Origin of the sequence: Bacillus sp. FJAT-29814 (assembly GCF_001510715.1) — a bacterium.
GTDB lineage: Bacteria > Bacillota > Bacilli > Bacillales > Cytobacillaceae > Neobacillus.
In genome coordinates this window covers 270003-282472 of record NZ_LMTJ01000006.1, presented here as the reverse complement: position 1 = coordinate 282472, position 12470 = coordinate 270003, and the positions used below count along the sequence as shown (strand labels likewise).

The 12470-nt window shown below is 47.6% G+C and carries 13 protein-coding genes; all 13 read left to right on the top strand.

What is annotated here, in order from left to right:
* Nucleotides 1–27 precede the first annotated feature (27 nt).
* The 13 genes from AR334_RS18245 (at nucleotide 28) to trxB (ending at nucleotide 12218) form a co-directional block, all read left to right on the top strand.
* The gene (locus AR334_RS18245; protein ID WP_066314636.1) at nucleotides 28–972 is read left to right on the top strand and encodes a nucleoside recognition domain-containing protein; all 945 of its coding nucleotides are present in this window, start codon (nucleotides 28–30) and stop codon (nucleotides 970–972) included.
* Nucleotides 965–1615: a pyrophosphatase PpaX gene (gene ppaX / locus AR334_RS18240; RefSeq protein ID WP_066314634.1), complete on the top strand. Its 651-nt coding sequence runs from the start codon at nucleotides 965–967 to the stop codon at nucleotides 1613–1615. The genes AR334_RS18245 and ppaX overlap by 8 nt, the downstream gene beginning before the upstream one ends.
* Before the next feature lie 5 nt (nucleotides 1616–1620).
* On the top strand, nucleotides 1621–2148 hold the full coding sequence (locus tag AR334_RS18235) for a DapH/DapD/GlmU-related protein (protein ID WP_066314631.1): 528 nt from the start codon (nucleotides 1621–1623) through the stop codon (nucleotides 2146–2148).
* 533 nt (nucleotides 2149–2681) lie between these two features.
* Nucleotides 2682–3848: an ATP phosphoribosyltransferase regulatory subunit gene (locus AR334_RS18230; RefSeq protein ID WP_066314628.1), complete on the top strand. Its 1167-nt coding sequence runs from the start codon at nucleotides 2682–2684 to the stop codon at nucleotides 3846–3848.
* A gap of 34 nt (nucleotides 3849–3882) precedes the next feature.
* Nucleotides 3883–4521 carry an ATP phosphoribosyltransferase gene (gene hisG / locus AR334_RS18225; RefSeq protein ID WP_066314626.1) on the top strand — a complete coding sequence of 213 codons (639 nt, stop codon included), beginning with the start codon at nucleotides 3883–3885 and terminating at the stop codon, nucleotides 4519–4521.
* Nucleotide 4522: 1 nt separating this feature from the next.
* On the top strand, nucleotides 4523–5800 hold the full coding sequence (gene hisD / locus AR334_RS18220; protein ID WP_066314624.1) for a histidinol dehydrogenase: 1278 nt from the start codon (nucleotides 4523–4525) through the stop codon (nucleotides 5798–5800).
* Between the two features lie 187 nt (nucleotides 5801–5987).
* On the top strand, nucleotides 5988–6575 hold the full coding sequence (hisB, locus tag AR334_RS18215) for an imidazoleglycerol-phosphate dehydratase HisB (RefSeq protein WP_066314618.1): 588 nt from the start codon (nucleotides 5988–5990) through the stop codon (nucleotides 6573–6575).
* Between the two features lie 87 nt (nucleotides 6576–6662).
* Nucleotides 6663–7295, top strand: a complete 633-nt coding sequence (gene hisH / locus AR334_RS18210) for an imidazole glycerol phosphate synthase subunit HisH (protein ID WP_172799260.1) — start codon at nucleotides 6663–6665, stop codon at nucleotides 7293–7295.
* Nucleotides 7292–8011: a 1-(5-phosphoribosyl)-5-[(5-phosphoribosylamino)methylideneamino]imidazole-4-carboxamide isomerase gene (gene hisA, locus AR334_RS18205; RefSeq protein WP_066314606.1), complete on the top strand. Its 720-nt coding sequence runs from the start codon at nucleotides 7292–7294 to the stop codon at nucleotides 8009–8011. Before hisH ends, hisA begins: the two co-directional genes overlap by 4 nt.
* A 15-nt stretch (nucleotides 8012–8026) precedes the next feature.
* The gene (gene hisF / locus AR334_RS18200; RefSeq protein ID WP_066314602.1) at nucleotides 8027–8788 is read left to right on the top strand and encodes an imidazole glycerol phosphate synthase subunit HisF; all 762 of its coding nucleotides are present in this window, start codon (nucleotides 8027–8029) and stop codon (nucleotides 8786–8788) included.
* Nucleotides 8789–8803: 15 nt separating this feature from the next.
* Nucleotides 8804–9433, top strand: coding sequence for a bifunctional phosphoribosyl-AMP cyclohydrolase/phosphoribosyl-ATP diphosphatase HisIE (gene hisIE, locus AR334_RS18195; protein ID WP_066314600.1), 630 nt, complete (start codon nucleotides 8804–8806; stop codon nucleotides 9431–9433).
* 205 nt (nucleotides 9434–9638) lie between these two features.
* Nucleotides 9639–11129, top strand: a complete 1491-nt coding sequence (locus AR334_RS18190; protein ID WP_066314595.1) for a tetratricopeptide repeat protein — start codon at nucleotides 9639–9641, stop codon at nucleotides 11127–11129.
* A gap of 138 nt (nucleotides 11130–11267) precedes the next feature.
* Complete coding sequence (gene trxB / locus AR334_RS18185) at nucleotides 11268–12218, top strand: thioredoxin-disulfide reductase (protein WP_066314592.1); 951 nt, start codon at nucleotides 11268–11270, stop codon at nucleotides 12216–12218.
* The last annotated feature ends 252 nt before the right edge of the window (nucleotides 12219–12470 follow it).

Genomic DNA, 12470 nt, shown 5'->3' with positions numbered 1-12470 from the left:
AGACATCTAAAGGGGAGCACGGGAGAAATGCTAGTCAACTCAGTAAAAAAAGGACTATTGGTTGGTTTAAAAACAACATGGACATTAGGGAAAGTCATTTTTCCTGTTACACTCATTGTGGCAGTACTGCAGTATACGCCGGTTTTGCCGAGGATTATTAAAGTCGTTTCTCCGCTAATGAAGCTGATTGGCCTGTCGGGGGATGCAGCCATTCCGCTCGTGCTCGGGAATTTCTTAAACCTATACGCGGCGATTGGTGCGATTTTGACGCTCGATTTTTCGGTAAAAGAAGTATTCATCCTGGCAGTGATGCTGTCATTTTCACATAACTTGTTTATTGAATCCGGGGTCGCCATGAAAGCGGGCGTCAAGATCTGGATTGTGTTGACAACCAGGCTTGGTCTTGCCTTTGTTTCGGCAGCGGTGATTAATCTGGTCTGGCATGGCGGCAGCGAGCAGGCCAAATACGGTTTGATTGACACTAATACGGCACAGGCTTCGGGGTTAGTGGAGATTTTATTACAAGGGCTTGAAAAAGCAGGGCTTGGCATCCTACAGTTGGCGCTGATCGTCATTCCACTTATGATCGTGATTCAATTTCTGAAGGATATTCAATGGCTGAATAAGTTTTCCAAGACAATGGCGCCGATTACGAGGTCGCTTGGCATGCAGGAAAATACCTCGACCACTATGGCGGCAGGATTATTGTTTGGCCTTGCTTACGGCGCTGGCGTGATGATTCAGGCCGTTCAAGAGGATGGGGTCAGCAAAAAAGACGTAACATTGGCATTTATTTTTCTGGTAGCCTGCCATGCCGTTGTTGAGGATACGCTGATTTTCGTACCTCTGGGCATTCCGGTCTGGCCGCTGTTCCTCATCCGGCTTGGAGTAGCGATTACGCTCACACTGATTGTGGGTACGATTTGGCGGCGCACTGGAATGTTAAGACGAAAGGGAGCAAGCTATGAATAACAAAATTACCACTCTGCTGTTTGATTTGGATGGAACATTAATCGATACGAATGAACTGATTATTACCTCTTACCTGCATACACTTGAAAAATATTATCCCGGACAATTTCAGCGTGAGGATGTCCTGCCGTTCATGGGGCCTACGCTGCATGAGGCATTTACCACGGTTGGAGCTGACCCCGACCGTGTTGAGGAAATGGTGAAGGTATACCGCACCTTTAATATCGCGAACCATGACTTGCTTGTGAAAGAATTTGAGAGTGTATTCGAAACGATCCAAACGTTATATGAAAAAGGTTATAAGCTGGCGATTGTCACAACAAAGCGGCACGATGTTGCCTTGAAAGGACTGCGGTTAACAGGTTTGGACAAATTTTTTGAAGTGGTCATTGCCTTGGACCATGTTGAAAAAGTAAAGCCTGACCCGGAGCCGATTTTTAAAGCATTGGAAGAGCTGGGTTCGAGTCCTGCGGAGGCCGTGATGGTCGGCGACAATTATCATGATATTTTGGCGGGCAAAAATGCCGGCACTACTACGGTGGGTGTCGCTTGGTCGATCAAAGGCAGGGACTACATTGCCAAATATGAGCCTGATTACATCCTAGAGAATATGACTGAATTATTAATCATTCTCGAGGTATAAGTAAAATGAGGAACACGACCCGCTACCCTGTCGAAGGGGCAAACTCGCTGTGGCAAATATATAAAACCGTGTCATTTTGGAAGGTCGCCAAAAATTTTATCGTGATTCAGATTGCGCGTTATACGCCGTTTTTGGGCGTGAAAAATTGGCTGTACCGGACGTTTCTCCAGATGAAAGTCGGAGAGCAGACTGCATTCGCTTTAATGGTCATGCCTGATATTATGTTCCCGGAAAAAATCAGCGTCGGTCGCAACACGGTGATCGGCTTCAACACGACCATCTTGGCGCACGAGTATCTGATTAAAGAATATCGGCTCGGTGAAGTCGTGATTGGGAATGAGGTCATGATTGGCGCAAATTCGACGATTATGCCCGGTATCACAATTGGCGACGGCGCCATTGTTTCTGCCGGAACTTTGGTACACAAGGACGTCCCGGCCGGGTGCTTCGTTGGCGGCAACCCGATGAGGATGATCTATACGAAGGAACAGCTCGCCGAACGCTGGGCTGATGACCCGATTTATGGAAAATAGAATATTTAGTTTCTGCCCGGTCACTGGATGTGACCGGGTTTTTTGCTGTTTTATTTGCGAAAGATACGGATTCTGGAAAAGGTTCGGTGTGCCAAACAAGGTTTAGCGAAATCTCTTTTGAATTCGGCGGGATGTAGCCTGTTATTCGCGAAATACAGGCCTAGTTCGGCGAAATAGATAGCAAGTTCGGCGAAATATATCAGGAATCCGGCGAAATCTTAATAAGGTTGGTGAAATCTATTCCAGATTTGCAAAAATTACCCTTATAGAGGTACCCTTTAATTAAGGTTTGGCGAATAAGTTACCCTAGTCGGCGAATAAGGTACCATTTTCGACGAATAACTCACTACATTCGGCGAATATCCTCCAATGATTGGCGAATAACCAGACAATTCCGGCGAATAACTTTTGGCGGACCGCTAACCGAACTTTTTTCGGTTGACGAAACCTTACCCAAGCGTTAAACTACTAATAATTAACTTTAATTCTCTAATACATTAGCAGACTAAAGCAAACGAAAAGGAATGAGCACAATGAGCCGCTTGTTTATGTTTGAAAAGCCTTTGGGCATGCGGGACACGCTCCCGGAACTGCTCGAAAAAAAGCACCGTGTCCGCTCGTCCATTGCGGAGACGATGAAGCTTTGGGGTTACCAATTTATCGAAACCCCTACTCTTGAATACTATGAAACGGTTGGCGCCGCCTCGGCAATAGGCGATGCCCAGCTTTTTAAATTGCTTGACAAGGAAGGGCATACACTCGTACTAAGGCCGGAAATGACGACCCCGATCGCCCGGGTTGCTGCTGCCAAGCTATTAAACGAAGACCTACCCGTCAGGCTCGCATACTCGGCCAACGTCTACCGGGCCCAGCAGCGCGAAGGCGGCCGTCCGGCAGAGTTTGAGCAAATCGGTGTGGAGTATATAAACGACAAGACGATTTCTTGCGACGGTGAAGTCATCGCCCTACTGATTTCTTCATTAAAAAAAGCAGGCTTACAGCAATTTCAGGTATCGGTTGGCCATGTCGGTTTTGCCCAGGAATTATTCATGCAAATCCTTGGGACGAACGGACGGGCAACGGCATTGCGTAAATTTTTGTTTGAAAAAAATTACGTCGGTTACCGTGAAAATGTCCAATCTCTTAATCTATCTTCGATTGACAAGCAAAGGCTGCTCAAATTGCTCCAATTAAGGGGCGGGGAAGAGGTCATCGGCCAGGCTCTGGAAATCATCGAAAACGACAGGGGGAAGCAGGCGATTCTCGAAATCCAGGAACTTTGGAAGGTAATCAAGGATTACGGTGTCGAGGAGCATGTGAAATTTGATTTTTCCATCGTTAGCCATATGAGCTACTACACTGGAATTCTCTTTGAGGTTTACGCGGGGAACGTCGGCTTTCCGATTGGCAACGGCGGCCGATACAGCCTGCTTGAGAAATTTGGGAAAAATGCCACGGCAACCGGGTTTGCGGTTCGGACCGATATGCTGCTCGAGGCCCTTGGCGGCGGGAAAACTGAAACCGTGGCGCACTGCATTTTTTACAGCCAGGAGCGGCGCTGGGAAGCTTTCCAGCTTGCTAAAAAACTGCATGAAGAGGGTAAACAGGCGGTACTTCAAGATATTACTGGTGTGAAAAACCCTGATGCCTTTACGAAAAAATTCGCCGAGACGACCTTTTTAATCGGAGGTGGGCAGTGATGTTCGAAAAACAATTCCCCGGAGGTGCGGCCCGATGAATAGCATACTGACGATCGCGATGCCAAAGGGACGAATTTTTGAAGAAGCAGCGGAACTGCTACGAAAAGCAGGTTACAAGCTGCCGCCTGAATTTGACGAGTCGCGAAAATTGATAATCGATGTTCCCGAAGAAGGGTTGCGTTTTATTCTGGCAAAACCAATGGATGTGGCCACCTACGTCGAGCACGGCGTGGCCGATGTCGGAATCGCCGGCAAGGATGTGCTGCTTGAAGAAGAGCGCGATGTGTATGAACTTCTTGATTTAAAAATCAGCACCTGCTATTTGGCGGTTGCCGGCATGCCGGATACGAAAATGAATGACGTAGCCCCAAGAGTGGCGACGAAATATCCAAATGTCGCCGAGGCTTATTTTCGCGAGCAGGGGGAGCAGGTTGAAATCATCAAGCTGAACGGTTCAATCGAATTGGCCCCGTTAATCGGGCTTTCAGACCGGATTGTCGACATCGTTTCCACCGGCCGGACGTTAAAGGAAAACGGCCTAGTCGAATACGAGAGAATCGGCGATGTTACATCAAGGTTGATCGTCAATCCCGTCAGCTACCGATTGAAAGATACACTGATTGATGACCTAGTTGCCCGGCTTCATCAAGTTGTCTCGACGGAGGAATTTTAAGATGAAAATCGTAAAAGTAAATGAGCAGATTTCACTGAAGCGTTCGATTGAAGCAGGTACCTCCGAGCAGCAGGCTGCAGTAAAAAGAATCATCTCCGATGTGCGTGAGCGCGGTGATGCGGCATTAAGGGAGTATACAGAGAAGTTTGACCGCGTGTTCTTGGCTGATTTTTCTGTTGATGAAAAAGAAATCACCGATGCCTATGAGCAAATGGACGAGCAATTTATTTCGATTGTTCGCGAGGCGGCTCAGAATATCCGGACGTATCATGAGAAACAGCTCCGCCCGTCATGGATGACGACCGAAGAGAACGGCACGATTCTTGGGCAAAAAATTACTCCATTAGATTCAGTGGGAGTTTACGTGCCAGGCGGCACAGCAGCTTACCCGTCGTCAGTGCTGATGAATGTTATCCCAGCAAAGGTTGCTGGAGTCAAACGAATTGTAATGGTCTCGCCGCCTGACCGAGACGGAAAGCTGCCGGCAGCGGTACTGGTTGCCGCGAAAGAAGCAGGTGTGGAGGAGATCTATAAAGTCGGGGGCGCACAGGCCATTGCGGCGCTCGCCTACGGAACGGAGACGGTTCGAGCGGTCGATAAAATCACTGGTCCCGGCAATATTTATGTCGCGCTTGCCAAACGAGAGGTATTTGGCGATGTTGACATCGACATGATTGCCGGCCCAAGCGAGATTGCCATTTTAGCAGATGAAACAGCCCATGCCGATGAAGTGGCGGCCGATCTGTTGTCCCAGGCAGAGCACGACCCGCGGGCCTGCAGCGTGTTGGTGACAGCTTCTACGGAGTTAGCAGAAGCTGTAGCAGCGCAGGTGGAGCGCCAATTGGCACTGCTGCCGCGCCGGGAGATTGCCGCCCAATCGATTGCCGATTACGGGGCGATTTATTTGGCTGCCGACATGGACGAAGCGGTTGAAACTGTAAATCAATTGGCTCCGGAGCACCTTGAAATTATGACAGCCAATGCTATGGTGTTGCTTGGAAAAATTCGTCACGCAGGGGCGATTTTTATCGGACGTTACAGTTCGGAGCCAGTCGGCGACTATTTCGCCGGGCCGAACCACGTGCTGCCGACGAATGGAACGGCCCGTTTTTCCAGCCCACTTAACGTCGATGATTTTCAAAAAAAATCAAGCATCATTATTTATAGTGAAACGGCTTTGAAGGAGAACGGCGCAAAAATTGCGGAATTCGCCCGAAAAGAAGGCTTGGAAGCCCACGCCCGGGCCGTTGAAATCAGACTTGAAAACGATCGGAAGTAACTTTATTCCAGTTTCGCGGATATATTGGAAATTCCGCGGATATATTTAAATAATCGCGGATATATCTAAATTTTCGCGGATATAAATGGTTTTTCCGCGGATATATGTTAAATCACCACGGATATATCAAATTCAACCAAAGAATTTTTATATAAACTGCCTTATTTTAAAAAAAGAGGTGTCTTTCATGGAACGAGTGGCAAGAGTTGATCGAAAAACGAATGAAACAAATATTAAACTAGTATTTGATGTGGACGGTGAGGGGCGCTCCAACCTTGAAACCGGTGTGCCATTCCTCACTCACATGCTCGATTTATTTGCTAAGCACGGACAATTCAATCTAACCGTTGATGCCAAAGGTGATATCGAGGTTGATGACCACCATACAACTGAGGATATCGGAATTTGCCTTGGGCAGGCACTTCGCGAGGCGCTTGGCGACAAACGGGGAATTAAGCGGTACGGCAATGCGTTTGTGCCAATGGATGAGGCGCTGGCTCAGGTAGTGGTCGACCTTAGCAACCGCCCGCACCTTGAGATGCGCGCCGAGTTTCCGGGGCAGAAAGTAGGAACCTTCGATACCGAGCTTGTTCATGAATTCCTCTGGAAGCTGGCTTTGGAGGCCCGGATGAACCTTCACGTGATCGTCCATTACGGCAAAAATACGCACCACATGATTGAAGCAGTCTTCAAAGCACTTGGCAGGGCATTAGACGAAGCCACCACCATCGACCCGCGCATCAAAGGCGTTCCGTCAACAAAAGGAATGCTCTAGATGTCAGGCACCAAGGAGTGGCTTGGCACGATAGATACGTTGGTAATGCAGCTGTGGGTGTCAGGCACCGCAATTTAGAAAGGATGTATTTCGATGATCGGGATTGTTGATTACGGCATGGGGAATTTGTTTAGTGTGAGTAAAGCGTTGGAACGGCTGGGGGCGGATTATTTTATTTCGGCCGATAACCAGGAGTTGCTTGCGGCAGATGCGTTGATCGTGCCGGGGGTAGGTTCCTTCCGCGACGCGATGGAGCGCCTGCCAAAAGACACAATTAAGGAGTTTGTGGCAACTGGAAAGCCCGTGCTCGGCATTTGTCTCGGCATGCAGCTGTTGTTTGAAAGCAGTGATGAAAATGGCTTTACAGAAGGTCTCTGCCTCCTGCCAGGAAATGTTCGCAGGTTCCCAGGTCGAACCATGGATGGCGTTCCGTACAAAGTGCCGCATATGGGCTGGAACCGTCTTGAATTTGTGCAACCCTCCCCGCTTCTAAAAAACCTGGAAGAGGATTACGTCTATTTCGTCCATTCCTATTTTGTCGATGCCGGCACATCCGATGTGCTGCTGGCGAAAACGGATTACCACGAGCAGGTAGCAGCCGTTGTTGGAAGGAATAATATCTTCGGCATGCAATTTCATCCTGAAAAAAGCAGCAAATTGGGAATGGCCTTACTAGATAACTTTTTAAAAATGGTAGTGGAAAGGAAGGCGGTACGATGAGCTTCACGATTTATCCGGCGATTGATATGCGGGGCGGCAAATGCGTCCGCCTCCTCCAAGGTGATTACGAAAAGGAAACGGTTTACGGCGATTCGCCTTTTGATATGGCCCGCAGCTTTGCTGCAGACGGAGCACAGTGGATTCACATGGTTGACCTCGACGGCGCCAAGGACGGCAAGCGGGTTAACGACCAATTTGTGATCCAAGCGGCAAAACAGCTACATAATGTAAAAATTCAAATCGGCGGAGGAATCCGTACCGAACAGGATATCATCCATTATCTCAAAAATGGCATCGACCGCGTGATTATCGGCAGTATCGCAGTTTCTAATCCCGACTTCGCTATTGAGATGATTAAAAAATATGGCGCACAAATTGCAGTCGGTATTGACGCGAAAAATGGCTATGTCGCCACCCACGGCTGGCTCGATACCTCAGCGGTTAAAGCGACCGAACTTGGCAAACGCTTTGCGGACGCTGGAGCGGAAACGTTTATTTTTACCGATATTGCGACAGACGGAATGCTTTCCGGTCCAAACATCACGGCTGTCCAAGAACTGGCCGAAATAACTGGCAAAAATGTTATCGCGTCAGGCGGGGTCAGCAGTCTCGAAGACTTAAAGGCACTCTCCGCCGCAATGGGCATTGGCGGGGCAATTGTTGGCAAGGCGCTGTATGAAAAGCGGTTTACGTTAAAAGAAGCACTTTTGGTGTAAGGGGAGGGGATTTTTTTGACACTAACAAAACGGATCATCCCATGTCTTGATGTAAAGGACGGGCGCGTGGTCAAAGGGATTCAGTTTGTCCAGCTTCGTGATGCCGGCGACCCGGTAGAACTGGCCCGGTTTTACGATGAGCAAGGGGCAGACGAGCTTGTGTTTCTTGATATCTCGGCTTCGGTCGAGGGCAGAAAAACAATTGTCGAGGTCGTTAAAGCAGTTGCCTCCGAACTGGCAATTCCTTTTACAGTCGGTGGCGGAATCAATTCACTTGAAGACATGAAAAAAATTCTGCGCGCCGGGGCGGATAAGGTGTCGCTCAACACAGCGGCAGTGCAGAATCCTGACCTCATTAAAGAAGGGGCAAGCTACTTCGGTACACAGTGCATTGTTGTCGCAATTGATGCAAAGTTTGACGCAGAGCTTGGCACGTGGCGGGTCTATACCCACGGCGGCAGAACGCCGACCGATAAAGTGGTCATTAAATGGGCGAAGGAAGCAATGGAGCTTGGCGCCGGAGAAATTTTATTGACAAGCATGGACAGCGACGGAGAGAAAAACGGCTTTGACCTCTCTTTAACAAAGGCAGTCAGTGAAGCTGTGTCGATTCCTGTTATCGCTTCAGGCGGGGCCGGCAACGCCGAACATTTTGCCGACGCATTTACCAAGGGAAAAGCAGACGCTGCATTGGCTGCCTCCATTTTCCATTATAAAGAAACATCGGTCCATGAAGTCAAAAGTCATTTGCGTGATAAAGGAATATTGGTTCGCTGAAAGGGAGTATGGACAATGAATATAGAAGAAATACGTTTCGACGAAAAGGGTCTTGTCCCAGCGATCATTCAGGACGCCGAGACATTGGAAGTGTTGACACTGGCCTACATGAATAAAGAGTCTCTTGCGAAAACGCTGGAAACAGGCGAAACCTGGTTTTTCAGCCGCTCGCGCCAGGAGTTGTGGCATAAGGGGGCAACAAGCGGCAACACCCAATCAGTTGTTGGCATCAAGTACGATTGTGACCAGGATGCCCTGCTTGTCCAAGTGCAGCCAAAAGGCCCGGCCTGCCATACGGGAGCCGTCAGTTGTTTTTCCGGTGAGGGTGTTACGGAGCGAACATCAAGCCTTGCCGATTATCAAATCCTGCAGTCTCTTGAAAAAGTAATCTTGGATCGTGAGCGGGAACGCCCGGAAGGCGCCTATACCACTTATCTTTTTGAAAAAGGCGTCGATAAGATTTTGAAAAAAGTGGGCGAAGAGGCCGCCGAGGTGATCATAGCTGCGAAAAACCGTGATCATGAAGAATTGAAGTGGGAAGCAGCCGATTTACTGTACCACCTCCAAGTTTTATTGGTCGAACAGGGACTTCCGTTTAAAGAAGTATTGCGAACGTTAGAAGAACGGCACAAAGGCCGGTCCTAAATGGGCCGGTTTTTTTGATCACTTTCTTAATTATTCTGGCCAAAATGACAAACTATCTGGCCCTATCGCATTCCGCAACTCCAAAACCCCCCGACCCATCCCCGAAACAAAAAATTCCCATCCCCTTACCAAAGCCAATCCCTTCTCGTACAAGCCCGAATTGTGTTATACTACTTAAGTTATTAAAAGGAAGATGGAGGACTTCATGGTTAAGGACGCTAAAGCAAGACTGCAAAAAGGGAATCTCGTTACATTTGTCCCGACGGGGGAATATTATTTCAAAAAAGGAATAAAGGCATACCATCGACGTGATTTCCTCAAAGCAAAAAAATATCTGGGACGGGCGCTGCAGCTTGAGCCGGGTGAACCGATGATTGCCTGCCAGTTGGCGATTGTGTCAACCGAACTTGGCGAATTTGAAAATTCCAACCGACTCTTGCATCTCATCCTTGAAGATCTTGAGCACGAAATGGTGGAGTGCCACTATTTTTTAGCAAATAATTATGCCCACTTGGGATTTTTTAAAGATGCTTATCACCATGTAAAACTATATTTGGAACTCGATCCGGACGGAGATTTTTCCGAAGATGCAGAGGAATTGCTGGAGCTTTTGACTTTTGAATCGGATGACTTGGAGGAGGAGTTCTACCACCAGGACGATTTAATCGTCAAGCAAGAGCAGGCCCGCGAGCTGTTGGAAACGGGCTACTTTCATAAAGCGATTGAACTCCTGCATGAAGTGGTCGAGGAGTATCCGGAATATTGGTCGGCTTACAATAACTTGGCTCTTGCGTATTTTTACCTTGGCAAGAACGAAAAAGCGGAGTCGATACTAGATGACGTCGTGAAACGAAATCCGGGCAATCTGCACGCGTTCTGCAACAAAATGGTGTTTGCCCACTACCAAGGGCAGCTAAAATATGTTGCTGAGATGCTGGAAAAATTGAAAAAGGTCCAGCCGCTTCTGAGCGAGCATCAGTTCAAGCTTGGTACTTCGTTCGCGTTGGTCGGGGAATATGAACTTGCGTATTATTGGTTGAAAAAATTATATAAAACCGGGTTTGACGGCGATGGCCCGTTTTATTACTGGCTATCCCATGCAGCGTTTTTTACAGGACGGGAAACATTTGCCGTGACGATATGGAAAAAGGTTCTCGAGCTTAATCCAGATAAGGAAGGTCACGAGCCCTGGAATGTCGAACGGCCAGCCAGTGGATTTGAAGACCTGTCTCGGTCGATTTTTCAAAAGCTTGAAAGTGACTATGTAGAGGAGCGGCTATTTGCCCTTTTCCTGACATCGGTTTCGAGTAAAAAAGACGAAATCATTACTTCAAAGCGACTGTTCCAAAATCAGAAGTTTACGAAGCTGGAAAAGGAATATATTTCGCTCCTCAGGTCAGGGAAACCATCCCGGACGGCCGAGGCACAAGAGGTTGCTGAGTTATTTTATGAAAATTATCAGCCAATTGGCGCCGTTGAAGCAGGCCTGTATTTGATGTGGTTCTCGGTGTTTGTAGAGGTCGCTAAATCCAACATCCGCTTGAAAAATAAACACGCCTGGGCCGGAGCAGTGGAGTACGTTTGGCATCGTCTCCGCAGTGAAAAGGTGTCACAGCAGGAGCTGGCCAACCGCTACGGCGTGTCGTCAGCGACGATTGGAAAATATGCGAAGTTAGTTAATGAATTGCTGGACTAGTAATTTAGGAAAATCAGAAGAATTAGCCCAATTATCGCGGACGATGAGCAGATTTTTGGACTTAAAATAGAATGTTTAATACGATTAAGTCGGGAATACTAGACTTAATCGTTTTTTTATATAGGGAGTGTGAAAACCATGTCTGAAGAAAAAATTTATGATGTCATTATTGCTGGCGCCGGTCCTGCGGGTATGACAGCTGCTGTATATACATCTCGTGCGAATCTGTCGACGCTTATGATTGAACGCGGAATGCCGGGCGGACAAATGGCCAATACCGAGGATGTTGAAAACTATCCGGGATTTGAGAGCATTTTAGGACCGGATTTATCTACAAAGATGTTTGAACACGCGAAAAAGTTCGGCGCTGAGTATGCTTACGGGGATATTAAAGAAATCGTGGACCACGGTGATTACAAGGTGGTCAACGTAGGTTCAAAACAGTACAAAGCCTACTCCGTTATCATTTCAACCGGTGCCGAGTATAAGAAAATCGGCGTACCAGGTGAAAAAGAGCTTGGCGGCCGTGGGGTTTCCTATTGCGCCGTTTGTGACGGAGCGTTTTTCAAAGAGAAAGAGCTTTATGTCATCGGCGGCGGCGATTCCGCTGTTGAAGAGGGCGTGTACTTAACCCGTTTTGCATCAAAAGTAACGATTGTCCATCGTCGCGACCAACTTCGCGCCCAAAAGATTCTTCAAGATCGGGCCTTTGCTAATGAAAAAGTAGACTTCATCTGGAACCATACTGTGAAATCAATTAATGATAAAGATGGCAAGGTGGGTAGCGTAACATTGGTATCGACAGTCGATGGCTCCGAACAAACCCTGCCTGCTGATGGGGTGTTCGTATACATCGGCATGGTGCCGCTATCGAAGCCATTCGAAAGCCTTGGCATTACCAATGAAAACGGCTATATCGAAACAAATGAAGAAATGGAAACAAAAGTAAAGGGCATATTTGCAGCCGGTGATATTCGCGAGAAATCGCTTCGCCAAATTGTAACGGCCACTGGGGACGGAAGTATTGCCGCACGAAGTGTACAGTACTATGTGGAAGAGCTAAAGGAAGAAATGAAATTAAAGCAATAAAAGTAATAGGGTCACTAAGGGAAGAAGCAAGGAAACGAAGGGGAAAACTATCCTTTTGTAAATTTTGTAAACAAAAAAGTGAAAAAAGTAACCCGTTTTTCACCCAACTGTAACAGAAGTGAAACAAAAATATTGTATGCTTATATAAATTGACCCCCTTTAAAATATATACCTTTTCCGCACAGGACCAGCAGCCTGTGCTATTTTTTTGTGCTCCGCACAAAGGGAAACGTGATACTACCATTAACAAGG